This is a genomic window from Pseudonocardia humida (genome assembly GCF_023898865.1).
GTDB classification, from domain to species: Bacteria; Actinomycetota; Actinomycetes; order Mycobacteriales; family Pseudonocardiaceae; genus Pseudonocardia; species Pseudonocardia humida.
Genome location: NZ_JAGSOV010000009.1, coordinates 295,092 through 318,344 on the forward strand (window position 1 = coordinate 295,092; position 23,253 = coordinate 318,344).

Below are 23,253 nucleotides of genomic sequence, written 5' to 3' on the forward strand. Positions count from 1 at the left end.
TGCCCCTCCGGGGGGCATCGGGGTGTGGCGCAGCTTGGTAGCGCGCTTCGTTCGGGACGAAGAGGTCGCAGGTTCAAATCCTGTCACCCCGACAACCAGACGGCCTGGTCAGGGTCTCCGCAGGGAGATCGTTGACCAGGCCGTTCGTCGTTGCTCAGCGGCGAAGGCAGCAAGAAGCGCAGGTCGTGGAAGCTCCGGAGCATTCCCCGAGCACATCGCCGCAGCGGGGCGCCCCGGGGCGGCGCTAGCCTTCGGATCGTGTCCCTGGCCATGACGCCCGCCGAACGCGAGGCCTTCCTCGCCGAAGCGCACGTCGCCGTCGTGACCGTGGCCGACGACGACGGCCGCGGCCCGCTGGCCGTCCCGCTCTGGTACGACTACCGGCCCGGCGGCGAGATCATCCTGGTCACCGACGCCGACAGCCGCAAAACCCAGCTGATCCGCCGGGCCGGCCGGGTCACCGTCTGCGCGCAGACCCAGGAGATGCCCTACCGGTACGCCTCCGTCGAGGGCCCGGTCACCGCGATCGAGGACACCGTCACCGTCGAGCAGCGCTGGGAACTCGCCCGCCGCTACCTGGGCCGCGAGGGCGCCGACGGCTACATCGAGGCCACCCGGGGCGTCACCGACCGCATGTGCGCGATCCACGTCCGCCCCGAGCGCTGGCTGACCCGCGACTACACGAAGGCCGGTGGATAGGTCGTTCGTCGCCTCGCCGCAACCATCGGTACAGAACCCACAGCATCTGCGCGACCGGCACGAGCACCACGGCGAGCACGCCCCCGAAGATCATCCCGTAGCCGTGCGGGTCGAAGGACCATCCGGTGACGCTGAGCACCACCATGCCGATGAGCAGCACGATCATCGCGACGGCGCAGGAGAACGCACCGAGCACCAGGCGCCGCAGCGCCGTCCGCAGCGGGTTCGCGGGGGTGGTGTCGCCTGGCGCGTCCATGTTCGGCTCCGCGGGTCGAGGTGCCGAGGCCATCAAGCCCCCGTACAGCAGCGAAGTACGGCAACGGCGGCTGTCGAGGGCCACTCGGTCGATCTCCGGTACACCGCCTTGCTGTAACGGGTCGGCGGCCCGGGGCGCTGGGGGCGAGTGGGGCACGTCACCGATGCCGAAGGGGGCCCCCGACCCCTTCACGGGGTCGGTGACGTGCTCCACCCGCCGCCCGCATCGGCCGCCGAGCGCCGATCCGGCGTGGTGAGCAGCAGTCCTTCGGCCTCTGAACGCCACCTCAGCTGCGCACGTACCCTTCGGCGAGGCGCCCGCCGGAGGGAGCGAGAGCCCGGAGCACGGCGCCCACGAACCGCTCCGCTCCTCCGCCCTCGTGGAGGTGCCGGTGCGCGGCGACGAGATCGGCGGCCGTCGCCGGAGCGGCCTGGCGCAGACGTCGGGCGAGCCACTTGCCCCTCCCGAGCCACGTCCGGTGTTCCAGTAGGACCAGCTCGCTGATCGCCACCAGTGCGGCTGCGCCGATGAAGGCCACCTCGTCGTCGTCCGTGGCGTCGAGCAGGTCCTCGGCCAGGGCCGTGATCGCGTACCGGCGGTCGTCCCGCTCCCTCGTCGAGAGAGCAGGGGGTCCGGCGGCGATCGATCGGCGCGCGTCGTCCCGCACCCGGGTCCCGGCGCCGTCGTGGTCGACGAGGAGCACGCTCGCGCCGCACATCTGCAGCAGCGGAGACCGGCGGGCGGCGATCTCACGGTCGATGGAGGTGCGGGCGCTCTCGACCGTGTGCACGAACAGCTCCACCAACCGCCCGTCGGACAGCACGGTCTCGCGGTGGGGCGCAGGCGGACCCGGGACCAGGACGACGATGTCCAGGTCCGACGACGCCGTCGCCCCGCCGTTCGCACTGCTGCCCCCGAGCATCGCCGCGACCGCCTCGGGGAACCGCTCGACCACGAGCCGCGTCGCTTCCTCGATGTGGTCCTCCCGCCCAACCTGCCGACCCACCTCAGCCGGGGAGGGGGTCGGTCGAGCCCTCGGCCAACGCCTTGGTGATGCCCTCCATCGCGTTCTTGACCGTCGTCCCGTAGGGGTCGTCGCCCAGGGCGTCGCTCACCGAGCGCGCCCGCTCCAGGAACTCCCGGGCGCGCTCCGCGTCACCGAGGCGGCGGTGGTCGTCGGCGAGGCTGAGGTACAGCGACGGCATGAAGCCCCGCACCTGCAACGACGAGTCGTACTCCCGGGCCCGTTCGTCGGTCACCGAGGCCACCGCGACCAGGGCGCGCTCGTCCCATTCGAGTTCCGCGCGACCGTCGTCCTGCAGGTCCGCCATGAAGTGCGCGAGCACGCACTGGTGGAAGGGGTCGCCGTCCCCGCCCATCTCGTCCCACAGCACCCCCAGGGCACGACGGGCCGCCTCCCGCTCGCCGCCCCGGCCGAGCTCCACCGCCGCGACGATGCGGGCCATCACGTCGTCGCCCATTCGCACTCCCCCGTTCGAGGTCCGGATTCGACGGTCGAGCATGCCGCACCGCTGCCGGGAGCCGCGGCCGGGACGCCGACGTGGTCGAAGCATTCGCCGGCTCCGGGGCCGCGCCCGGACCGCGTCGCGGCCTCGCCGGCCCGCAGGCGGATCGCGGTCTCCACGGCCGAGCCGTTCGCGACGACGCCCACCCCGCCGCCCGCGCTGCGCCTCGCGCTCGACTCAGTGGCGCCGGCCGAACTGCGGGACGCGCTGGAGGTGGTGCGCGACGAGGTCGAGCACGACGCCCATCGCTGAGGCCGCGCCCGATCGGCCGGACGGCGGATTCCCCAGCGCAGCCGGACCGGCGGGACGGCGCGGCGCGCACCGCCCGCCGCTCCCGGTTCGGTGAGCCGGCGGGATCAGCTCGACAGGTCGTCGGAGTGCCCCGCGGCGAGCCGGGGCCACTGCGCCGTGGGCCGCCCGTCGAGCCGGAACTGCTCGCCCGCGGCGGAGTCGTAGCGCTGCGGCCAGCCGGCCGGTGAGTCCTCCCAGGTCTCCTGCCTGCCGTACGGGGTGAGGTCGAGCAGCCGGTAGCTGGTCGCGGTGGCCTCGGTGCCGCGGCCGGTCGTCCAGTACGTCTCGAACACCCGGTCGCCGTCGCGCAGGTAGCAGGCGTAGCCGCCGAAACCGCGCCCGCCGAGCAGGGCCTCGCCCGAGTCGCGCGCCGAGTACCAGGGCATCTCCCAGCCCATGAAGTCGCGGTACCGGGCGCTCTCGGCGTAGGGGCCCTGGCAGAACGTCGCGTAGGTGACGTCACGGCTGTGCAGGTGGGAGGGCTCCGGTGCGTGCCCGGTGAAGAACGTGCAGCCCTCGCACTGCTCGGCGGCCGGCTTGCCGTCGTGCCACATGTGCAGGTAGGCGATCAGCTGCCGGCGGCCCTCGAACACGTCGACCAGCGGCACCGGGCCCCGCTCCCCGACCAGCGGGATGTGCGGGTCCACCTCCACCATCGGCAGCCGCCGCCGGGCGGCCGCGATCGCGTCGCCCTCGCGGGTGTGGGCCTTCTCGCGGGCCAGTAGGCGCTCGCACTCGGCCTCCCAGGTGGCCCGGTCGACGATCTCGGGCCGCGGGTACGTCGTGCTGTTCGCTTCGACCACTGGTTCACCTTCCGCCGACGGGCGGGCAGGGTGCCCGCCCATCGGTAGGACCCACCGGACGCCCGCGAAATCATCGGCCGCCGCCGCGAAGGCGCGAGGTCGACCTCGTCGTCGCGGGCGCCGCACCCCGACGCCGGGTCCGATCGGTCTCTCAGCCGAGCGCGTCGCGCTTGCGCTCCAGCAGCTCCCGCTCCCGGGCGTTCCCGCACAGCCCGATCGCCCGCGCCAGCTCCGCCCGCGCCTCCGCCGTGCGCCCCAGCCGGGTGAGCAGCTCCCCGCGCACGCTCGGCAGCAGGTGGGAGCCGGGGAGGGCGTCGGCGGCGACCAGCTCGTCGACGACGCGCAGCGCCGCCGCCGGACCCTCGGCCATCGACACCGCGACCGCTCGGTTGAGGTCGACGACGGGCGAGGGCGCGAGCCCGCCGAGGGCGTCGTAGAGCAGGACGATGCGCTCCCAGTCCGTCGCCTCGACCGAGGGCGCGATCGCGTGGCACTCGGCGATCGCGGCCTGCAGCCCGTAGGCGCCCAGCCCCCGGCCCACCCGCTCGGTCCCGGCCAGCGCGGCGCGGCCGCGGCGGATGGCCGCGCGGTCCCAGCGGCGGCGGTCCTGGTGCTCCAGCAGCACCGGCTCGCCGTCGGGGCCGGTGCGGGCGGGGAAGCGGGCCGCGGTCAGCTCCAGCAGCGCGAGCAGGCCCATCACCTCCGGCTCCCCGGGCAGCAGGCGGGCCAGGATGCGGGCCATCCGGATGGCCTCGCGGGCGAGGTCGGTGCGGATCAGCTCGCCGCCCGAGGTCGCCGTCGACCCCTCGGTGAAGGTCACGTACACGACGCTGAGCACCGAGCCGAGGCGTTCGCGGCGCTCGTGCGGCGGCGGCACCTCGAACGGCACGCGCGCCGCGGCCAGGGTCTTCTTGGCGCGGGTGATGCGGGCCTGCACCGTCGCGGTCGGCACCAGGAAGGCCCGGGCGATCTCGTCGCTGGACAGACCGCCGATCACGCGCAGCGTGAGGGCCACCCGGGCCTCGCGCGAGAGCACCGGGTGGCAGGCGGTGAACGCCAGGGCGAGCACGTCGTCGTCGATCTGGTCGGGATCCCACAGCACGTCGTCCGCCGCCTCCGGGGCGGGGCCGCCCGAGGTGGCGCCGCCCTCGCCCAGGTCGCGGGCGAGGGCGGCGTACCGGTCGTCGAGGGCGGCGCGGCGGCGGAACCCGTCGATGGCGCGGCGGCGGCCGACGGTGAGCAGCCACGCGGCCGGGTTGCGCGGCGCGCCCTCCCGGGGCCACGTGACCAGCGCCTCGGCCAGCGCCTCCTGGGCGAGGTCCTCGGCGAGGGCGAGGTCGCCGGTGTAGCGGGCGAGGGCGCCGACGATCCGGGCGGACTCGATCCGCCAGACCGCCTCGACCGCCCGCCTGCCCTCGGTCGCCGTGGCACCCGGCCGGCTCACAGCTGGCCGGTGGCCTCGCGCCAGGCCCGCTCCTTGCGGACCCACTCGTTGTCCTGCGGGAACTCGTCGATGCTGGTGACCCGGCGGATCTCGGCCTTGGAACCGGGACCGGCCAGCGGGGCCCGCTTCGCCCACTCCACGGCCTCCTCCTGGGAGGCGACGTCGAGGATCCAGAAGCCGCCGAACAGCTCCTTGGTCTCGCCGTAGGGACCGTCGGTCACCACCGGCGGCTCCGAGGAGTAGTCCACGACCACGCCCTTGGCCGCGTCGTCGAGGCCCTCGGCCGCGACCAGCACGCCGGCCTGGATCATCTCGTCGTTGAACCGGCCCATCGAGTCGATGATCTCGCTGAAGTCGACGCCCTCGAACGACGCCCACGTCTCGTCGGTCGCCCGCATGATCAGCATGTACTTCATGGTCGTCTCCCTGGTGCCTCGGGTCCCGTTCGGGACCCTCTCACCCCCAGGTCGAACGGCGGGAGCCGGGGATCGACACGGCCGCGAAGATTTCTTCCGCGGTCAGGACGGGCGGTCGGCGACCCCGCCGCGCCGACGCCCGACCGTGGCGAGGACCAGCAGGAACCCGGCCGACGCGAGGACGCTCCGCACGCCGTGCGCGAGCATCCACGACCACTGCCGCTCGGACCAGTCCGCCGGTGGGGCCGCCGGGTCCCGGCCGGCGGCGGCGTTGATCGGGAAGTGCACGATGACGGTCACCACGAGGCCGGCGAGCAGGCAGGCGAGGGCGCCGACGAGCAACGCGCGGTCGCGCGGGCCCGACCGGGACGCCGCCGCGATCGCCGCGAGCATCGCGATCGCGCCCAGCGGGGGCAGCGTCGCCGTGTAGGGCGCCGTGACGGCCCGGTGGTAGGAGATCCACAGCCGACCCGAGCCGGCCACCGCCGCCTCGGCGACCCAGACGGCGAGCACCGCCCCCGCGAGCACGCCGGTCAGGCACGAGCGCCACGGGCCGGGCCGCGTCGAGCAGCGCCGACCGCGGGCGCAGGCCGGGCGCCGCCGTGGTCACCGCGCGCCGTCCAGCAGGAGCGCGCCGCTGGCGTGGATGACGTCGAGGTGGTGCACCTCGGGCTCGCCGGAGGGGCGCGCGCCCCCGAACGCGCGGTCGACGGCCGGGTGGATGCGCTCGTCGAACGCCCGGGCGCACGCCTGCTCGGATTCCCAGACGTCGATGTAGCGCAGGCCGCCGTCCGGCAGTCGGACGCACAGGTGCAGCAGCGATCCGGCCAGCGGCTCCGGGCCGAGCTCGTCGAGGATCCGCTGGTAGAGCTCCGGACCGATGGGCACGTCCTGCGTGTAGGCGTAGACCACGGCCGACCTCCTGGAAATTTGATCCGAAGCAGCTTCGGATGGATAGGGGGTAAGGTTGGCCCGTCATGACCGACCCCGTCAAGACCCCGGGCAGGCGGCGCTACCACGCGCCGCAACGCGCCGAGCAGGCCGCGGCCACCCGGCGCACCGTGCTCGAGGCGGCCCGCGCGCTGTTCACCGCCAACGGCTACACCGCGACGACCGTGGGGCAGATCGCCGACCGGGCCGGCGTCGCCGTCGACACCGTCTACGCCACCGTCGGGCGCAAGCCCGTCCTGCTGCGGGAGGTCTTCGAGACGGCGCTGTCCGGGCGGGACGTCGCCGTGCCCGCCGAGGAACGCGACTACGTCAGGGCCGTGCGCGCCGCGCCGACCGCCGCCGGGAAGATCGCCGCGTACGCGCGGGCGCTCACCGCGATCGCGCCGCGCACGGCCCCCGTGCAGGCCGCGATCCGCGACGCCGCCGCCCACGACCGCGCGTGCGCGGCGCTGGACGCCGAGCTCGCCGACCGCCGCGCCGCCAACATGCGGCTGTTCGCCGCCGACCTGCGCGCCACCGGCGAACTGCGCGCCGACCTCTCCGACGACGACGTGGCCGACGTCGTCTGGGGGATGGCGTCGGCGGAGTACTACCTGCTGATGGTGCGCCGGCGCGGGTGGACGCCGCAGCGGTACGGCGAGCACCTGCGCGACGCGTGGACGCGGATGCTGCTGGCCGACCCTCCGGCCACCGGGGAAGCCTGATGCGGATCCTGCCCGTGACCGCGGGTTCGCGAGGCGACGTCGCGCAGTTCACGGGCCTGGGGCTGCGACTGCGGCAGGCGGGCGCCACCGCGCGCACCGTCTGGCACCGCGCGCACCCAGCCTCCACCACGCGCACGTCAGAACATGCGCGCGGTGCCCGAACGGTGCGCGCGGTACCCCGAGACACCCGCGGACGCCCCCGCTGGTCCCCCGAGAAGTGCCCCCTGCTCGAGCACGCAGGGGGTTCGGCCCCACTGGGGACGGGGCCCCGGCACGTCCGTCGCGGATTCGGGGCCACTCGTCCAGGGGCTGCCGGTCGACGACCCCCGCACGGCTACTCCCCGACGGCCCCGTCCACCGCCTCGCGCAGCAGGTCGGCGTGCCCGTTGTGCCGGGCGTACTCCTCGATCATGTGGCAGAGGATCCAGCGCAGGCTGGGTGCGCGGCCGTCGGGCCAGGCACGGCGGGCGGGCCGGTCGAGGCCGCCGTCGGCGAGGGCGTCGGCGACGTGGCCGCGGGCGCGCGAGACGGCGCCCTCCCAGAGGGTGCGCAGCTGCTCGGGGGTGTCGTCGGCGGCGGAGCGCCACTCCCAGTCGGGGTCGGCGCCCCAGTCGACCGCGTCCCACGGGGCGCCCCGGTCGTGGGCGTGCAGCCAGCGGGAGAACCAGTCGTCCTCGACGTAGGCCATGTGCTTGAGCAGGCCGCCGAGGGTCATCGACGAGGCGCCGACGGTGGCCGAGAGGCCGGCCGCGTCGAGGCCCGCGGTCTTCCAGGCGAGGGTGGCCCGCTGGAAGTCGAGGAAGCCCAGGAGGGTGGCGACCTCGTCGCCGGCCAGCGGGGGTTCGGTGCGGCCCTGCTCGTCCACCTCGGTCATGACGGGCGACCCTACGGATCGCACCGTTCGCCAGCTCGGTGGCACACCGGAGTTCAGGAAAGCCACGTTCCTGTCCTGTGGGGACAGGAACGTGGCTTTCCTGACGTCGGGGCGGGGTGGATGGCGGTGCGCGATCGACCAGGATGCGGGGCGTGACCGTGTACCGCAGCAGGCGGTAGGGGCCGAGGTCTCGGCCCGGTCGGCGGTCTCGACGGACACGGCCCCTCCACGGTCGGTGCCCGACCCCCGGCCGAGCCGCTCGACGCGGTAGCCCGCCCCGCGGCACCGGCCGGGCCGGACCTACACCTCGCCGGTGAACACCGCTCCCGGCGCGTAGTCCAGGGCCAGCTCCCCCGTCGCCGAGTCGAGTGAGAACGCCGTCCGGTAGGAGAAGGTCTGCCCCGGTTGCACGACCGAGACCGGCACGGCGGGGACCAGCGAGCCGGCCACGTCGAAGATCCGGGCGGCCGGCCGCCCGCGGTGCACCGCGGTGGGCCCGACGGCGAAGGAGTTCAGCACGAACGGCGAGCCCGATCCGTTGACGACCGTGGTGGTGACCAGCACGGCGCGGTCGCGGTCGTGCCCGGCGGCCTGCGGGGAGGGCTCGTAGGGCACCGGCTCGGCGACCTCGATCGCGATCCCGTCCGGGGTGGTGACGCGCTGGCCCCAGGTGCCGCGGGAGCCGGTGGCGGCCGGCACCACCGGGGCCGCGGGGACGCCGACCACCACGCCGACCGGGCCGAGGCGCACGCCGTCGGGCCCGGAGCCGACGAGCACGGAGCCGACGAGCACGGCGCCGACGACGCCGAGCAGCAGGCCCAGCACCGCGCCCGCGGCCAGCCAGGCCCACGGCCTGCGGGAGCGCTGGGCCTGGGCCGCGTGCCGGGACCGGCGGCGCTCCCGGGTCGGCGGGGCCTCGGGTTCGTCGCGGTCGGGTGGCTCGGGCCGGCGGCCGACCTGGCGGCGCGGGGTGGGGCCGATGACCACCGCCCGTTCGACGCTCGCCCGGTGGTCGCCGCGCCCGAGGCGGCGCCCGCTGCGGCGCCGGTCGGCGCGGCGGGCGAACGGGCGCGTCATGACGACCTTCCGGGTGATCCTCGGCGTGAGCGTTGCGCTTGCACATCACCTGCGGGGGCCGGTCCGTTACCCCGGCCGGGGTTCCACCTTGCCCGGCCGGACCGGGATCGTCCACCGGAGAAACATCGTCTCTGCCGTTGACGACGATCGCTTCCCCCACTAACGTCGTCTCTGCTAGTGACCAAGTGATGAGGTCGCCGCCCCGGACCGGGGACGGCGTGGTACTCCTGGGACCGCGAGCGCAGGTCGGTCCCGGACGGGTCGGAGCCCCATGGCGGAGCGGTACCTGGGCGTCGTCGGCATCGGCGAGGCGCTGGGCGTCACCCGCCACGCGGTGCACAAGTGGCGCTCGCGCCACCCCGCCGGCTCCGACCACCCGTTCCCCGAGCCCGACGTCGAGATCGACGGGGCTCCCGGCTGGCGGCCCGACCGGGTGGAGGAAGTCGTGCAATGGCGCAACGGCCTGCCGGGACGCGGCGCGGGCGGCGGACGCCCGTCGGCGTCCCAGCAGGAGTACATGACCGAGGCCTTCGCCCGCGGCCTCAACGAGCACGAAGCCCTGAGCGCCCTCGACAGCTTCGCCGAGGAGTTCCCCGAGATGACCCGCGCGGAGATCTGCGCGTGGCTGCTCGGCAAGTGGCGCGACTGAACCCCCTCCGCTCCCCCTCCCGCACGAGAGGCGATGACGCATGCCCGAGATCGGCGGCACCACCGCGCCCGGCTTCGAGCCGGTGCGCGAGGCCTTCGCGGCCAACTTCGACCGGCACGGCGAGATCGGCGCCGCGGTCGGCGTGTACCTGCACGGCGAACCGGTCGTCGACCTGTGGGGCGGCGTCGCCGACCCGCGGACCGGACGCCCGTGGGAGCGCGACACCCTGCAGGTCGTCTACTCGACGACGAAGGGCGTGACGGCCGCCTGCGCGAACCTGGCCGCCCAGCGCGGCGAGCTCGACCTGGACGCGCCCGTGGCGCGGTACTGGCCGGAGTTCGCCGCCGCCGGCAAGGACGCGATCCCGGTGCGCTGGCTGCTCACCCACCAGGCCGGGCTGCCGCTGGTGGACGCGACGCTCACGCCCGCCCAGGCCATCGCCTGGGAGCCGGTCGTCGAGGCGCTCGCCGCGCAGCGCCCGGTGTGGGAGCCCGGGACGGAGGTCGGCTACCACGGCATGACCTACGGGTGGCTCGTCGGCGAGGTGGTCCGGAGGGCCACCGGCCGCACCATCGGCCGGTACCTGGCCGAGGAGATCGCCGCACCGCTCGGGCTGGACCTGTTCATCGGCCTGCCCGAGCGCGAACGGCCCCGGGTGAGCCGGCTGGTCGAGCAGCGCCCGGACTTCGCCGCCATGGCCGGGCTCGACCTCGACCAGCTGCCCGAGGCGGTGCGCGTGTGGATGGACCCGACGTCGCTGAGCACGCGGTCGGTCAGCTGGATCAGCCCCGGCCTCGACCACAACGACCCCGCCGAGTGGGCCGCCGAGATGCCCTCGACCAACGCCGTCACCACGGCGCGCTCGCTGGCCCGGCTCTACGCGGCCCTGATCGGGGAGGTCGACGGGCACCGCGTCCTGGACCCCGAGCACCTGGCCGCGGCCGTGGCGGAGCGGGTGTCGGGGGTCGACCGGATCCTGCGGGTGCCGGTCCGGGTCGGCACCGGCTTCGGGCTGCCCACCCCCGACGCGTTCTGGTACGGCCCCACCGCGTTCGGCTTCCCCGGCCGCGGCGGCTCCATCGGCTTCGCCGACCCGGCGTCCGGGCTCGCCTTCGGCTACGTCATGAACCGCGTCGTCGAGGGCGTCCCCGATCCGCGGGCCGCGAACCTGTGGCAGGCCGTGCTCGGGTGCCGGTAGGGAGCGACCCGCCCACCGCGCACACCCGCTGGTCCCCGCGCGCACGTCGGGACGTGTGCGCGGCGGCCATCCGGTGCGCGCGGCCGATCGGGTGATCCCGGGGGCGGATCGGGCGCGCGGGCCAACCGACCGGCCCGGCCGGCCCGTCCCGAGGTCGTGCGCCTCCTGCTGAACGCTCCGCTGGCCGTCCTGCTCGCCGTGGCCGGCTGCGCCGCGGTGCCCCCCGCGCTGACCGTGGTCCCGGCCACCCCGTCGCCCCCGGATCCGGGGGCCCTGCCGGGCTGGTGGCGGGTGGCGGAGACCGGGGAGACCGTCGTCATCGGTCCGGGCGGCGCCGAGGTGCGGGCCGCCGGGGTGCCGGCCGGCGGTCCGGTGCACACGGGCGACTGGAAAGCCGACCCCGGTGGCCGGTTCCTGGCCCAGCTGGACGTGTACTGGTACCCGGGGGACTGGCCCACCCCGCCCGACGCGGTCCCGCCTGCTCCGGAGTGGGCCGCCGCGGCGACCGGCTTCCGGGTGGACGGACCCGACCGGGTGCTGCTGGGCCGCGACGGCTCGCCCGTCGCCCGGCTCGTTCCCGAGCCGCCCGGCACCACGTCGGTGCTCGACCACGCCGGCGGTCCCGTCCTCGACGGCACGCGCGGGGCACTGGCCCCGGCCGTTCCGGTGCCGGCGCCGCTGCGCCCGGCGGGCCCGGACGAGCTGGTCGGCCGCTGGTCCCCGGTGACCGCGACCGGTCCGGCGTCCGTCGAGTTCGACGCGAGCGGCGCGTGGCGCGGCACGGTGGGCTGCGTCGACCTGGGCGCCCGTTGGACCGCCGGACCCGACGGCGGGTTCCTGGCGATCGAGCCCCCCTTCCGCCCGGAACCCGCCTGCGAGCACCCGTACGACGTGGCCGCCGAGCTGAGCCGGGCGCGCCGGGTCGCGCTCGACGGGCCCGAGCTCGTCCTCCTGGACGTCGACGGCACCCAGGTCGGCCGCTACGCCCGACCTCAGCGGTAGACGGCGACGGCGGCGGGCGGGAGGTCGACCCGCACCGCACGCCCGTTGCGGGCCTCGACGACGACCTGCTCGGCCTGGTCGGGGTCGGATCCGTAGCGCAGGTCGAGGGCTTCGCCGGGAGCGTGCAGCCCGGCGTCGACCGTCACCCAGGCCGAGCGGGGCCGCGCCGGATCGGTGTTGATCAGGCACAGCACCTCGCGCCGGTCCAGGATCCGCGACCAGCCCACGACGCCGCGGACCGGCCCGCCGAAGCCGGACGGCAGCCCGAAGTCGAGCCCGTTGCCCGAGACCTCCCGCAGGTACTGGCGGCCCCGGCGGACCGCGGGCTCGGCCCGGCGCAGCGCGGCCAGCTCGCCGATGCGCGCGTAGAGCGGCGCGTCCTCGTCGAAGACGTGCCGGTCGCGGCTGCGGAACGGCCCGAACGCCCCGCCGAACATGGCCTCGCGCAGGTAGCGGTCGGCGTCCGGGCCGCCGCCCTCGCCGTCGAGCAGCTGCTCGCTGCCGTAGTAGAGGCACGGGATGCCGAGGGTCAGCAGGTTGAGCGCGACGACGCCCAGCACGAGCGCCCGCCCGTCCGCGGACGCGGCGAGCCTCGACTTCGCCCCGCCCTGGCGGACCTGGTCGTGGTCGTCGAAGCCGGTGACGACGGTGTCGCGCAGCCAGGTGTGCGAGTCCTTGCCGATCAGCTCGGAGTTGCGGAACAGGTCGAAGTAGCCGCGCGGGTCCTCGCGGCCGGTGCCCGCGCCGATCATGCGGCCCTGCACGTCGGCCAGGCCGAGCGCGGCGTCGAGACCGGTGAGCGCCATCGTGTCGATCGCCTGCGAGCGCGGCCCGGTGATCTCGCCGACCAGCAGGAACCGGTCCTTGCCGATCGACTGGGCGAACTCGTGCACGACCGAGGCGAAGTACCGGGTGGCGCCGAGGTCCATGTGCTTGACGGTGTCGACCCGGAAGCCGTCGAGGTCGGCGTGCCCGATCCACCAGCAGTAGGCGCGGGTGAGCGCGGCCAGCGCCGGGGACGGCCGGTAGTCGTCCAGCTCGCCGCCGCCGTGGGCGACGTCCTTGAGCCCGGCGAAGTCGCCCTCGCGGTACTCGGGGTCGTGGTCCCAGTCGACGATGCGGCCGCGCCGGGTCCAGGTGCCCGGGTCGTGCAGCTCGGCCGGGAAGACGGCGCCGTCGGGCCACTGCGCGGCGGCGTCGGCCGCGGTGAACGGGACCAGCCCGCCGCGGCCGTCGCGCCAGCCGGCGACCGGGTGCGTGCGGCCGTCCCAGCGCGGGTCGGGCTGGTCGTATGCGAAGACGTCGCCGGCGTGGTTGAGCACCACGTCGAGGATCACCCGCAGGCCCTGGGCGTGCGCGGCGGCGGCCAGCTCGCGCAGGTCGTCGGCGGTGCCGAAGTGCGGGTCGACGGCGAGGAAGTCCTGGGTGGCGTAGCCGTGGTACGGGTCGGCGGCGCCGGCCTGCGGGACGGCCTGCTTGAGCACCGGGCTGATCCACAGCGCGGTGGCGCCGAGCCGGCGGAGGTAGCCGAGCTTGGACGCGACGCCGGCCAGGGTGCCGCCCACCCAGGACAGCCCGGCCGCCCGCCACGCCGCGGCGTCCGGCTCGGTGGCGACGGCGCTGCCGCCGTCGCCGGGGCCGAACCGGGGCGTCGGGCCGGGGACCGGCCGGCCCGCGGCGTCGCGGTGGCCGTCCTCGCGGCCGTCGGAGAACCGGTCGACCAGCAGGAAGTAGAGGACCTCGTCGGCCCAGTCGGAGGGGGACGGCGTCATCGCCGCGACGTCGAAGCCCGTGAAGTCCAGATCGGCAACCCTGCGCACGTCGTGAGTGAGTACCACGGTCCGGGCCGTGATACGCGCTCACGCCAGGGCTCGGCGCAGGACCGCCTCGATGGTGGCCGCCGAGGGCGGCTCGTCGGCGATCAGCCCCTGCAGCATCACACCATCGTTGGCGGCGACGGCGGCCCGCACGGCCGCCGGGTCGTCGCACCACCGCGACAGCAGCTCGGTCAGCAGGTCCGTCCACAGCCGCGCGGCGGGGCGCAGTGCCGGGCGTCGTGCGGCCAGCAGGTACACCTCGTACTCGGCGATGGCCCGGCCGCGGTCCTCGCGCAGGTAGGAGGCCGTGAGCGCGGCGAGGTCGGCCAGCGTGGCCCCGTCCGCCATCCGCTCGCCCACCTCGGCGGCGAACCGCTCGGCGCAGGCGGTGATCACGGCGACCAGGAGGTCGTCGACCGTCGGGAAGTGGTAGGTGCCGGCGGTGGCCGCGACCCCGGCCTCCCTGGCGACCGCACGGTGGGTGACGGCGCCGACCCCCTCGCGCTCGACGAGCCGCAGCGCGGCCTCCACCAACTGCTGGCGGCGGCGCCTGCCGCGCTCGACGCGCCCGTCCGGCGCGCTCAGCGCGCCGCGCCGAGTTCGAGGGCGACCACGCCGCCCACCACCGCGATCAATCCGCCGATCTGCACGGCCGTCAGCGTCTCACCCAGGAACACCGCCCCGATCAGCGCGATGAGCGCGATCCCGGCCGCCGCCCACACCGCGTAGGCCACGCCGATCGCCATCCCCATCGCCAGCACCCTGGTCAGCAGCCAGAACGCCGTCACGTAGCCGACGACCACCAGCACCGAGGGCACGAGCTTCGAGAAGCCCTCGGACAACCGCAGGCTGATCGTCGCCGTCACCTCCGCGGCGATGGCCGCGGCCAGCAGTACCCACACCATGTCGTCTCCCTCGTCCAGAACTATCTGAACAAGTGTCGCACTTTCTGGCGCGCGGCTGCCCTGTGCCGCCGGTCACCCCGCCCAGCGGTACCGGCGCTCCGGACGCCCGGTGCCGCCGTAGCGCAGCCGCACGGTCGCCGCGCCGACGGCCACGAAGTGCTCCAGGTAGCGCCGCGCGCTCACCCGCGACAGCTCGGTCAGCTCGGCGCACTCGCTGGCCGACAGGTCGCCGTCCTGCCCGCGCAGCACCCGCTCCACCAGCTGCGCGGTCGGCTCGGTGAGCCCCTTGGGCAGCCGGGTGGTGGCCGCGCCGCGCCGGCCGCCGAAGACGGTGTCGATGTCGTGCTGCCCGGCCCGCTCCAGCCCGGACAGCCGGGCCCGGATCCGCTCCACCCGCTCGACCTGCTCGCGCAGCGCCCGCGCGTCGAACGGCTTGACCAGGTAGTGGCTCGCGCCGCCGTGCAGCGCGGCGGTGACCGTCGCCGGGTCGTCGGCCGCGGTGATGACCAGCACGAACGGGTCGTCCGGGGCGCCGGTGCGCAGCGCCCGCAGCACGTCGAGGCCCGACGTGTCGGGCAGGTAGACGTCGAGCAGCACCAGGTCGGGGCGCAGCCGCCCGGCCAGCGCCACCGCCTCGGCCCCGCTGTGCGCCACCCCGACGACCGCGCAACCCGCGATCCGCTCCACGTAGGCGCTGTGGATCCGGGCCACCATGAAGTCGTCGTCGACGACGAGGACGCGCATCACGCGCGCACCGGCAGCTCGGCGGTGAACACCGCGCCGGCGTCGTCGGCGGGGTCGTTGTGCACGGTGATCCGCCCGCCGCGGCGCAGGCACACCTGCCGGGCCAGCGCGAGCCCCAGCCCGCGCTCCCCCTCGGCGGCGGCCTTGGTGGTGAAGCCGCGTCGGAACACCTCCTGCGCCAGGCCCTCCCCGACCCCGGGCCCGGAGTCGCGCACCCGGACCCGCACCCCGTCGTCCACGCCCACCTCCACCCAGCGCGGCGCCGGGGTCGCGGCCACCGCGTCCAGCGCGTTGTCGACCAGGTTGCCCAGCACCGTGACCAGGTCGGTGGACAGCGTCGCGTCGCCGGGCACCGCGGCCATCCGGGCGCCGGGCACCAGCCGCAGCGCCACCCCGCGCTCGGCGGCCAGGCTGGCCTTGGCCACCAGCAGCGCGGCCGCCGCCGGGTCGCCGACCCGGTTGGCCACCTCGCGCTGCCAGCCCTCGCTGCCCTGCGCGACGTCGGCGACGAACCGGCGGACCTCGTCGTACTCGCCGAGCTCGGCCAGCCCGGCGATGGTGTGCAGCCGGTTGGTGAACTCGTGCGCCTGGGCCCGCAGCGTGTCGGTGACGTGCCGGGACGCGTCGAGGCGGTGCTCCAGTGTGGCCAGCTCGGTGCGGTCGCGCAGGGTCACCACCGCGCCGACCGGCTCGCCGTGCACGGACACGGCCATCCGGTTGAGAACGAGCACGCGGGCGCCGCGCAGCACCACCTGGTCCTCCCCCGCGACCGCGCCGGTGAGCACCTCGCGCAGCCGCTGGTCGAGGTCGGCGATGCGGGCGTCGACCGGGATGTCGAGCAGCTCCCGGGCGGCCGCGTTGATCAGCGTGATGCGGTGCGCGCTGTCCATCCCGACCACGCCCTCCTTGACCCCGAGCAGCATCGCCTCGCGCTGCTGGACCAGCTCGACGATCTCGGCGGGCTCCAGCCCGAGCGTCTGCCTGCGCACCCGGCGGGCCAGCAGGAACGACCCGCCCACGCCGAGCACCAGCGCGATCCCGAGCAGCGCGGCGGTCGGCGCCGGGGCCGCGGTGACGGTGTCGAGCAGCGACGGCGAGTCGACCCGGGTGACGACGGTGCCGACCACGCCGCCCGCGTCGCCGATCACCGGCACGTGCGCCACCACCCCGCCCGCCGCCGACCCGACCCGGGCGCGTCCGGGCAGGCCGTCGCCGACGGGGTGGGGCTCGCCGATGCGGGCCGGGTCCTCGTGGGCGCGGATCACGCCGGTGTCGTCGACGATCGCCACGCCGTCGGCGCCGGAGACGCTCAGCGCGCTCACCGCGAAGGTCGGCAGCGGGTCGTGCAACCCGCTCTGCAGGGCGGCCCGCACGCCCGCGGTCGCCGCCACGGTCTCGGCCAGCGAGAGCATGCGCCTGCCCTGGGTCTCCTGGAAGGCTGCGCTCTGCTGCACCGCGGCCACCCCGGCGACGGCCAGCAGCAGCAGCGCGACGACCGCGAGCTGCCAGGTCAGGAACTGCCGGGCCAGCGTCCGCGCTCCCACGCCGGGAAGGGTGCCACGGATGCGGCCGGGTGCGCGGTCGCCGGCCGCGACCACAACGACCACAACGACGTTTGCGCGCCGAACGGCGACAGCGCCCGGTGACCCCGCGCACCATGTCCGTCACCGCCGCGACCGGCGGGAGACCTCGACGAGGAGGTGCCGGGGACGGTGCGACTTCGGACCGGACACGTACTGACCACGCTCGCGGCGCTGGCCGCGGTGCTGCTGGTGCCGCCCCTGCTGGGCGCGGCGACCGGCGGCGGCGACGGGGACCAGGTGCGCGGGCTGCGCTTCCTGGTGCCGAACTCCCCCGGCGGCGGCTACGACGTCACCGCGCGGACCGCGGCCACCGCGCTGGAGGACGCCGGGCTCACCGGCCCGACCGAGGTGTTCAACCTGCCCGGCGCGGGCGGCACCGTCGGCCTCGGCCGCACCGTCACCGAGAGCGGCAACGACCGGCTGATCATGTCGATGGGCCTGGGCGTGGTCGGGGCGGTGTTCACCAACAGCTCGCCGGCCACCCTGGCCGACGTCACCCCGATCGCCCGGCTCACCCAGGAGACCGAGGTGGTCGTGGTCGGCAAGGACTCGCCGCTGCGCACCATGGACGAGCTGGTCGCGGCCTGGAAGGCCGACCCGGGCGGGGTGCCGGTGGGCGGCGGGTCCTCCCCGGGCGGGCCCGACCACCTGGCCCCGATGCTGATGGCCCAGGCCATCGGGCTGGCCCCGCGCGACGTCAACTACGTGTCCTACGACGGCGGCGGCGAGCTGCTGGCCGCGGTGCTCGGGAGCAAGGTCGCCTTCGGCGTGTCCGGCCTGGGCGAGTACGCCGACCAGATCGCCGCGGGCGAGCTGCGCGTGCTGGCGGTCAGCGCGGGCGAGCGGGTCGCCGGGGTGGACGCACCGACCCTGCAGGAAGCGGGTGTGGACGTCGAGTTCACCAACTGGCGGGGCATGGTCGCCCCGCCGGGCCTGGACGACGAGCAGCGCGCCGAGCTGATCGACCTGCTCACCCGGCTGCGGAACTCGCCGGAGTGGGCCGAGGCGCTGGAGCGCAACGGCTGGGACGACGCGTTCCTGCCCGGCCCGGAGTTCGGCGCGTTCCTGGCCGCGGAGAACGACCGGGTGGCCGAGGTGCTGCGCGGTCTGGGGCTGGCGTCATGACCGCCACCGAACGCGACCCGGCCCCGGAGCGCGCCCGTCGCCTCGACCGCGACTGGTGGCGGGAGCACTCCGAGCTGGGCGTCTGCGCGCTGCTCGGCGCGGCCGGGGTGCTGGTGCTGGTCGACAGCCTGCTCGGCACGAACGCGGGCAGCGACTCCGACCCGCTCGGCCCGCACGCCGTGCCCACGGTGCTCGGGATCGGCCTGCTGCTGCTGGCCGTGCTGCTGGCGGTCGACGTGCTGCGCGGCGGGCACGGCGAGGCCGAGGCCGGTGAGGACGTCGAGCTGGGCACCCCGCCGGACCTGCGCGCCGTCGGGATGCTGGCCGGGCTGGTGGTGGCCACCGCGCTGCTCATCCCCGTGCTGGGCTGGCCGCTGGCCGGCACCGGGCTGTTCTGGGGCGCCGCGTCCGTGCTGGGCGCCCGCTCGTTCCCGCGCGACCTGCTGGTCGCGGCCGGGATCTCGCTGCTGGCCTGGGTCGTGTTCGACGCGCTGCTCGGCGTCGACCTGCCCGGCGGTCCGCTGATGGGGGTGTTCTGATGGACGTGCTCGGCTCCCTGCTCGACGGCTTCGGCAACGCGCTGACCCCGGCCAACCTGCTGTTCGCCGCGCTCGGCGTGCTGCTGGGCACCGCGATCGGCGTGCTGCCCGGGATCGGCCCGGCGATGGCCGTGGCGCTGCTGCTCCCGGTCACCTACGCGTTCGACCCGACCGGGGCGTTCATCCTGTTCGCCGGCATCTACTTCGGCGCGATGTTCGGCGGCTCGACCACCTCGATCCTGCTCAACACGCCCGGCGAGAGCGCGTCGGTGGTGGCCGCGATCGAGGGCAACCCGATGGCCCGCTCGGGGCGCGGCGCGCAGGCGCTGGCCGCGGCCGCGATCGGGCACTTCGTCGGGGGCCTCATCGGGGTCATCGGGCTGGTGGTGCTGGCGCCGCTCATCGCCACCGTGGCCGTCGACATCGGCGCGCCGGACTACCTGGCCGTCATGGTGCTGGCGTTCGTCGCGGTGACCTCGGTGCTGGGCAGCTCGCGCGTGCGCGGCTTCGCGGCGCTGGCCATCGGGCTCACCATCGGCCTGGTCGGGCTCGACCCGCTGACCGGGCAGGCCCGGCTGACGTTCGGGGTGCCGCAGCTGGCCGACGGCATCGACGTGGTGATCGTCGCGGTCGGGCTGTTCGCGATCGGCGAGGCGCTGTGGGTGGCCGCGCACCTGCGCCGCACCGCGGCCGCGCCGATCCCGGTCGGGCGGCCCTGGCTCTCCCGCGACGACCTGCGGCGCACGTGGCGGCCGTGGCTGCGGGGGCCGTTCATCGGCTTCCCGTTCGGCGCGATCCCGGCCGGCGGCGCGGAGGTGCCCACGTTCCTGTCGTACGTGACCGAGCGGCGGCTGTCCGAGCACCCCGAGGAGTTCGGCTCGGGCGCCATCGAGGGCGTCGCCGGGCCGGAGTCGGCGGCCAGCGCGTCCTCGGCGGGGACGCTGGCCACGATGCTGACCCTGGGCCTGCCGACCACGGCGATCGCCGCGGTCATGCTGGCGGCGTTCCAGCAGTACGGCATCCAGCCCGGCCCGCTGCTGTTCACCAACGAGCCGGAGCTGGTGTGGACGCTGATCGCCAGCATGTTCATCGGCCTGGTGCTGCTGCTCGCGCTGAACCTGCCGCTGGCCCCGCTGTGGGCGCGGCTGCTGCGGATCCCCCGGCCCTACCTCTACGCCGGGATCCTGTTCTTCGCCTGCATCGGCGCCTACGCGGTCAGCGGGCAGCCGATCGACCTGGTGGTGCTGCTGGTGATCGGCGGGATCGGGTTCCTGATGCGCCGCTACGGGCTGCCGGTGCTGCCGGCGATCATCGGCGTGATCCTCGGCCCGGACGCCGAGCTGCAGCTGCGCCGGGCCCTGCAGATCGCCGACGGCGACTGGGCGACGCTGGTCTCCACGCCGCTGTCGATCGCGGTCTACCTGCTGATCGTGGCGCTGCTGGTGGTGCCGTTCGTGCGGCGGCGGATCATCCGCGGCCGGGACGAGGAGAAGAAGGACCTCGTCGGGTCGTGACCGGCCGCTAACCGATCTCGAGCATGGCTCCCAGTGCGGCGGCGACGGCGGACATCTGCTCCGCCGTCGCCTCGCCCACGCGCAGGTCGAGCCGGGAGCGCAGCACGGCCTCGATGGTCGGCAGCGACACCCAGCCCTGCTCGCCGAGGCGCACGTTGAGCAGGCCGCCGGGGTCGTGGCCGACGACCTGGGCGCCGATGACGACCGGCCGGTCGGGGTCGGCGTTGAAGCCGTCGGTGCTCAGGATCAGCCGCAGCAGCGCCTGCCCCGGCCGGGGCAGCGCGGGCCGGTAGGTCCAGATCTCGCCGCGGTGCACGGCGAGATCCTGGCACGGGTCAGTACAGTCCCGCGGCGATTCGCTCGGCTTCGGCGTCCTCGAAGAACGTCGGGTGGTGCTCGGCGAACCAGCGGAACGTCCGGTCGGCCGAGTCGGCCAGCGCCAGCCGGCGCAGCTCGTGGACGGCGGCGGCCTCGATCGACCCGCCCCGGCGGCCCGCGCACCCGCGGAGGTACGCGGCGGTGCCCGGGTCGATCTCCAGCTCGACGCGCTCGGTCACCCGACCAGGGTACGTCACGGGCGTGGGGCCGCCCCCCGAAGTCACCGGGAAGGGTCAGGCCGGACCGACCGACGCGATCACGTACCGGGAGACCTCGGCGTCCAGGATGCGCGCGGCCGTGCCGGCGTCGGGGCCGGAGCCGCGGAACGCCTCCAGCTCGGCCTCGGTGTCCCAGCGCTCGTAGACGTCGATCCGGCCAGGGTCGACGGAGTCGGCGGTCAGCGCGAAGTCCCGGCAGCCGGGCGCCTCGCGGGCCAGCTCGACGACGGGGCGGCAGTCCGCGACGTAGGCGTCGCGCTCGGCCGGGTCAACGGCCAGGTGTCCAGCGATGATCAGCATGGGGGTAGGACCGCTCCCGGCGCCCGGATTCATCGCACGGCGCTGAGCGCACCGGTCACGCGGTGCTGCACGACCGGGCCGAACCCCGCGACCAGCTCCTCGACCGACGCCGAGGCGATCGGGTCGATCCGCACGACGTAGCGCGCGACGGTGAGGCCGAGGATCCGCACGACCAGCAGGCCGGCCCGCAGCGCGGCGTCGGGCCCGTCGAGCATCGCCACCAGCCGGGCGGTGATCTCCCGGTCGATGAACTCGCGCAGCAGCGCCTCGGACTCGGTGTGGGTCGGCGCCGACCGGGTGAGCATCGCGAGGGGGTGCGGTCGGAGTCGTCGAGGTTCCGCACGAGCGTGCGGACCACGCGCTCGCCGATGCCGTCGAGGCCCTCGGCGAGGATCTCGTCGATGGCAGGCGGGACCTGCGCGGACATCTCCACGGTCGCCGCGAACACCCTCACCGCTCCGCCCGTCAGTGCGGGTCGGACTGGGCGACGCAGTACTCGTTGCCCTCCGGGTCGTTCATGACCACCCAGGACATGCCGTACTCGGTGACCTCGCGGACCCTGGTCGCGCCGAGCTCGACCATCCGCGCCACCTCGGCGTCGCGGTCGGGGGCGGTCAGGTCGACGTGCAGCCGGTTCTTGGCCGTCTTGGGCTCGGGGACCTTGAGGAACATCCAGGTCGGCTGGCTGGGCTCGGCGGGTGCCAGCGAGGCGAAGTAGGGCGTCGGATCCCCGCCGAGCTTGCGGTCGAGCACGGCGGCCCAGAAGCCGGCGGCGCGCTCGACGTCGTCGCAGTCGACGGTGATGGCGGCCAGGGTGGCGGTCATGGTCGGTTCCTCTCATCGGGGGTGGGGTCCTCGGCGGGGGCCACCGGCCAGCCCACCTCGGTCCGCCAGGCGTCGGGGTCGGTGACCCCGGGCGGCCCGGCGAGGTACAGCTCCTGCAGCGGGCCGGTGACGACCCGGTCGTGCTCGGCCACCCAGGCGCCGACGGCGCCGTAGGTGGCGCTCATGTCCTCGAACGCGCCGACGTGCAGGGCGACGGCGAGCCGGGTCTCGGGGAGCCGGTCGGGGACGACGCCCGCCGCCGGGTCGGCGGGCAGCGCGACGTCCACCGCGAGCCACGCGGAGACCGCGATGTCGTCGTGGTCGATGCCCTGCCCCGAGCCGTAGGACGCCCCGGACGGGCCGACGACCTGCCCGCCGTGCCGGGCGACGTGCGCGAACAACCGCGGGTAGGCGGCGTCGAAGAACTCCGGCAGGTCGGCCCACACGGTGCGGGTGCCGATCCGCACGATCGGCTCGGCGCGCTGCCAGCGCTCGTGCACCAGCACCCGGTGCAGCTCGCCCGGCTCGTCGACCAGCCGCTGCAGGTCGGACACGATCCGCTCGGTCTCCTCCAGCCGCAGCTTCATCCGGGCCCGGTGCTCGCCGAGCACCTGCGCCGTGGTGCCCGCGTCGCCCGAGCGCAGGATCCGGGCGATGTCCTCGAGCGGGACGTCCAGCCGGCGCAGCCTGCGGATGATCCGGGCCTCGGTGATCTGGCTGACCGAGTAGCCGCGGTAGCCGGTGCGGGCGTCCACCGCGGCCGGCACCAGCAGCCCGAGCTCGTGGTAGCGGCGCAGCGCCTTCACCGACAGGTGCGAGGCGTTGGACAGCGTTCCGATCGACAGCAGGTTGCGCACGGCGGAGATCCTGCGGCCTCCCCCGGGGGGAGGGTCAACGCCTACGCCGCACCTCCCAACGGTCGTGGCCCCGGAGATCGCGCATCTTGACTGCTCCGAGATCCGACATTACTTTTCAGTATCGACCGCCCGTCCATTCATCCGGTCTCGATCGACCGGAGATGGTCATTCTTCACGCATTCCGACGCCGCCCATTGCATCGAACAGAGCAACGACGACGCCACTTTTTCTCATCGCCTCACGAGGGAGATCCGGCATGCCCGCACGCAGAATCGTCGCCCGCTTGGCCGCGGTGGTCGCGACGGCCGCCGTGGCCTTCGGCCTGTCCGCCACGTCGGCAGCGGCCGATGAGCTCTCGCAGCCGTTCGGCGGCGACGACCTCGTGCCGATCGACTTCGTGCCGATCGACTTCGTGCCGATCGACTTCGTGCCCATCGGCGCGCAGGGCGCCGTTCCGATCAGCGCCCTGGCCTTGCTGACCGGCGCGGGCAGCGGCTTCGTCCCGATCTGACCCGCCGTTCCGTGATCCCTCCGTGATCGGCCGGGCGCGACCACGGG

At 75.1% G+C, this 23,253-nt stretch carries 29 protein-coding genes and 1 tRNA gene; 10 read left to right on the top strand and 20 right to left on the bottom strand.

Features of this window, described 5'->3' with window-relative positions:
- Positions 1 to 18 precede the first annotated feature (18 nt).
- Positions 19 to 92, top strand: a tRNA-Pro gene (locus KDL28_RS04035).
- A gap of 166 nt (positions 93 to 258) precedes the next feature.
- Entirely contained in the window at positions 259 to 699 is a 441-nt protein-coding gene (locus KDL28_RS04040; protein ID WP_252435807.1) for a pyridoxamine 5'-phosphate oxidase family protein, read from the top strand.
- Between the two features lie 542 nt (positions 700 to 1,241).
- Here KDL28_RS04040 and KDL28_RS04045 read toward each other — a convergent pair.
- From KDL28_RS04045 to KDL28_RS04075, 7 genes are all read right to left on the bottom strand, one after another.
- Positions 1,242 to 1,961 (bottom strand): nucleotidyltransferase domain-containing protein, encoded by a 720-nt coding sequence (locus KDL28_RS04045; protein ID WP_252435808.1) that lies wholly within the window; start codon positions 1,959 to 1,961, stop codon positions 1,242 to 1,244.
- A 1-nt stretch (position 1,962) separates the two neighbouring features.
- Positions 1,963 to 2,436 carry a hypothetical protein gene (locus tag KDL28_RS04050; RefSeq protein WP_252435809.1) on the bottom strand — a complete coding sequence of 158 codons (474 nt, stop codon included), beginning with the start codon at positions 2,434 to 2,436 and terminating at the stop codon, positions 1,963 to 1,965.
- 401 nt (positions 2,437 to 2,837) lie between these two features.
- Positions 2,838 to 3,575, bottom strand: a complete 738-nt coding sequence (locus tag KDL28_RS04055; protein WP_252435810.1) for a DUF899 family protein — start codon at positions 3,573 to 3,575, stop codon at positions 2,838 to 2,840.
- 151 nt (positions 3,576 to 3,726) lie between these two features.
- The gene (locus KDL28_RS04060; protein ID WP_252435811.1) at positions 3,727 to 5,019 is read right to left on the bottom strand and encodes an RNA polymerase sigma factor; all 1,293 of its coding nucleotides are present in this window, start codon (positions 5,017 to 5,019) and stop codon (positions 3,727 to 3,729) included.
- Positions 5,016 to 5,435, bottom strand: coding sequence for a YciI family protein (locus KDL28_RS04065; RefSeq protein ID WP_252435812.1), 420 nt, complete (start codon positions 5,433 to 5,435; stop codon positions 5,016 to 5,018). The genes KDL28_RS04060 and KDL28_RS04065 overlap by 4 nt, the downstream gene beginning before the upstream one ends.
- A gap of 102 nt (positions 5,436 to 5,537) precedes the next feature.
- Entirely contained in the window at positions 5,538 to 5,963 is a 426-nt protein-coding gene (locus KDL28_RS04070; protein ID WP_252435813.1) for an anthrone oxygenase family protein, read from the bottom strand.
- A gap of 78 nt (positions 5,964 to 6,041) precedes the next feature.
- Positions 6,042 to 6,347 (bottom strand): hypothetical protein, encoded by a 306-nt coding sequence (locus KDL28_RS04075; protein WP_252435814.1) that lies wholly within the window; start codon positions 6,345 to 6,347, stop codon positions 6,042 to 6,044.
- 65 nt (positions 6,348 to 6,412) lie between these two features.
- Between KDL28_RS04075 and KDL28_RS04080 the strand changes: the two genes are divergently transcribed.
- Positions 6,413 to 7,090: a TetR/AcrR family transcriptional regulator gene (locus KDL28_RS04080; protein WP_252435815.1), complete on the top strand. Its 678-nt coding sequence runs from the start codon at positions 6,413 to 6,415 to the stop codon at positions 7,088 to 7,090.
- A 334-nt stretch (positions 7,091 to 7,424) separates the two neighbouring features.
- On the opposite strand, the gene KDL28_RS04085 is transcribed toward KDL28_RS04080, so the two are convergent.
- Together KDL28_RS04085 and KDL28_RS04090 are read right to left on the bottom strand one after the other, a co-directional pair.
- A complete protein-coding gene (locus tag KDL28_RS04085; RefSeq protein ID WP_252435816.1) occupies positions 7,425 to 7,964 on the bottom strand; it encodes a DinB family protein in 540 nt (179 codons plus the stop codon).
- 300 nt (positions 7,965 to 8,264) lie between these two features.
- Positions 8,265 to 9,041 carry a hypothetical protein gene (locus KDL28_RS04090; RefSeq protein WP_252435817.1) on the bottom strand — a complete coding sequence of 259 codons (777 nt, stop codon included), beginning with the start codon at positions 9,039 to 9,041 and terminating at the stop codon, positions 8,265 to 8,267.
- A 271-nt stretch (positions 9,042 to 9,312) separates the two neighbouring features.
- Here KDL28_RS04090 and KDL28_RS04095 point away from each other — a divergent pair, with 271 nt between their 5' ends.
- From KDL28_RS04095 to KDL28_RS04105, 3 genes are all read left to right on the top strand, one after another.
- Positions 9,313 to 9,690 (top strand): hypothetical protein, encoded by a 378-nt coding sequence (locus KDL28_RS04095; protein WP_252435818.1) that lies wholly within the window; start codon positions 9,313 to 9,315, stop codon positions 9,688 to 9,690.
- Positions 9,691 to 9,730: 40 nt separating this feature from the next.
- Positions 9,731 to 10,888, top strand: coding sequence for a serine hydrolase domain-containing protein (locus KDL28_RS04100; RefSeq protein ID WP_252435819.1), 1,158 nt, complete (start codon positions 9,731 to 9,733; stop codon positions 10,886 to 10,888).
- A 156-nt stretch (positions 10,889 to 11,044) separates the two neighbouring features.
- A complete protein-coding gene (locus KDL28_RS04105) occupies positions 11,045 to 11,890 on the top strand; it encodes an META domain-containing protein (protein WP_252435820.1) in 846 nt (281 codons plus the stop codon).
- Here KDL28_RS04105 and KDL28_RS04110 read toward each other — a convergent pair.
- The 5 genes from KDL28_RS04110 to KDL28_RS04130 form a co-directional block, all read right to left on the bottom strand.
- Entirely contained in the window at positions 11,881 to 13,710 is a 1,830-nt protein-coding gene (locus tag KDL28_RS04110) for an alpha-amylase family glycosyl hydrolase (protein ID WP_252435821.1), read from the bottom strand. The two genes, KDL28_RS04105 and KDL28_RS04110, sit on opposite strands and share 10 nt — an antisense overlap.
- A 39-nt stretch (positions 13,711 to 13,749) precedes the next feature.
- Positions 13,750 to 14,238, bottom strand: coding sequence for a TetR/AcrR family transcriptional regulator (locus KDL28_RS04115; RefSeq protein WP_252435822.1), 489 nt, complete (start codon positions 14,236 to 14,238; stop codon positions 13,750 to 13,752).
- Positions 14,239 to 14,288: 50 nt separating this feature from the next.
- The gene (locus KDL28_RS04120; protein WP_252435823.1) at positions 14,289 to 14,612 is read right to left on the bottom strand and encodes a DMT family transporter; all 324 of its coding nucleotides are present in this window, start codon (positions 14,610 to 14,612) and stop codon (positions 14,289 to 14,291) included.
- Between the two features lie 72 nt (positions 14,613 to 14,684).
- Positions 14,685 to 15,359: a response regulator gene (locus KDL28_RS04125; RefSeq protein ID WP_252435824.1), complete on the bottom strand. Its 675-nt coding sequence runs from the start codon at positions 15,357 to 15,359 to the stop codon at positions 14,685 to 14,687.
- Positions 15,356 to 16,900, bottom strand: a complete 1,545-nt coding sequence (locus tag KDL28_RS04130) for a sensor histidine kinase (protein ID WP_252435825.1) — start codon at positions 16,898 to 16,900, stop codon at positions 15,356 to 15,358. The genes KDL28_RS04125 and KDL28_RS04130 overlap by 4 nt, the downstream gene beginning before the upstream one ends.
- Positions 16,901 to 17,092: 192 nt before the next feature.
- Here KDL28_RS04130 and KDL28_RS04135 point away from each other — a divergent pair, with 192 nt between their 5' ends.
- Genes KDL28_RS04135 through KDL28_RS04145 form a run of 3 tightly spaced genes read left to right on the top strand, consistent with a single transcriptional unit; the run spans position 17,093 to position 20,117 of the window.
- A complete protein-coding gene (locus tag KDL28_RS04135) occupies positions 17,093 to 18,064 on the top strand; it encodes a Bug family tripartite tricarboxylate transporter substrate binding protein (protein WP_256500834.1) in 972 nt (323 codons plus the stop codon).
- Positions 18,061 to 18,603 carry a tripartite tricarboxylate transporter TctB family protein gene (locus KDL28_RS04140; protein WP_252435827.1) on the top strand — a complete coding sequence of 181 codons (543 nt, stop codon included), beginning with the start codon at positions 18,061 to 18,063 and terminating at the stop codon, positions 18,601 to 18,603. Before KDL28_RS04135 ends, KDL28_RS04140 begins: the two co-directional genes overlap by 4 nt.
- A complete protein-coding gene (locus KDL28_RS04145) occupies positions 18,603 to 20,117 on the top strand; it encodes a tripartite tricarboxylate transporter permease (protein WP_252435828.1) in 1,515 nt (504 codons plus the stop codon). Before KDL28_RS04140 ends, KDL28_RS04145 begins: the two co-directional genes overlap by 1 nt.
- Before the next feature lie 7 nt (positions 20,118 to 20,124).
- Here the strand turns inward: KDL28_RS04145 and KDL28_RS04150 are convergent, their stop codons facing one another.
- The 6 genes from KDL28_RS04150 to KDL28_RS04175 all read right to left on the bottom strand — a co-directional run bounded on the left by KDL28_RS04150 (position 20,125) and on the right by KDL28_RS04175 (position 22,695).
- On the bottom strand, positions 20,125 to 20,433 hold the full coding sequence (locus KDL28_RS04150; protein ID WP_252435829.1) for a type II toxin-antitoxin system PemK/MazF family toxin: 309 nt from the start codon (positions 20,431 to 20,433) through the stop codon (positions 20,125 to 20,127).
- A gap of 19 nt (positions 20,434 to 20,452) precedes the next feature.
- The gene (locus KDL28_RS04155; RefSeq protein ID WP_252435830.1) at positions 20,453 to 20,674 is read right to left on the bottom strand and encodes a hypothetical protein; all 222 of its coding nucleotides are present in this window, start codon (positions 20,672 to 20,674) and stop codon (positions 20,453 to 20,455) included.
- A gap of 54 nt (positions 20,675 to 20,728) precedes the next feature.
- Positions 20,729 to 21,013: a putative quinol monooxygenase gene (locus KDL28_RS04160; protein WP_252435831.1), complete on the bottom strand. Its 285-nt coding sequence runs from the start codon at positions 21,011 to 21,013 to the stop codon at positions 20,729 to 20,731.
- 29 nt (positions 21,014 to 21,042) lie between these two features.
- Positions 21,043 to 21,318, bottom strand: coding sequence for a TetR/AcrR family transcriptional regulator (locus tag KDL28_RS04165; protein WP_252435832.1), 276 nt, complete (start codon positions 21,316 to 21,318; stop codon positions 21,043 to 21,045).
- A 160-nt stretch (positions 21,319 to 21,478) separates the two neighbouring features.
- Positions 21,479 to 21,838 (bottom strand): VOC family protein, encoded by a 360-nt coding sequence (locus KDL28_RS04170; protein ID WP_252435833.1) that lies wholly within the window; start codon positions 21,836 to 21,838, stop codon positions 21,479 to 21,481.
- Positions 21,835 to 22,695, bottom strand: coding sequence for a MerR family transcriptional regulator (locus tag KDL28_RS04175; protein WP_252435834.1), 861 nt, complete (start codon positions 22,693 to 22,695; stop codon positions 21,835 to 21,837). Before KDL28_RS04175 ends, KDL28_RS04170 begins: the two co-directional genes overlap by 4 nt.
- Positions 22,696 to 22,978: 283 nt before the next feature.
- On the opposite strand from KDL28_RS04175, the gene KDL28_RS04180 reads away from it, so the two are divergent.
- The gene (locus KDL28_RS04180; protein WP_252435835.1) at positions 22,979 to 23,206 is read left to right on the top strand and encodes a hypothetical protein; all 228 of its coding nucleotides are present in this window, start codon (positions 22,979 to 22,981) and stop codon (positions 23,204 to 23,206) included.
- Positions 23,207 to 23,253: the final 47 nt, after the last annotated feature.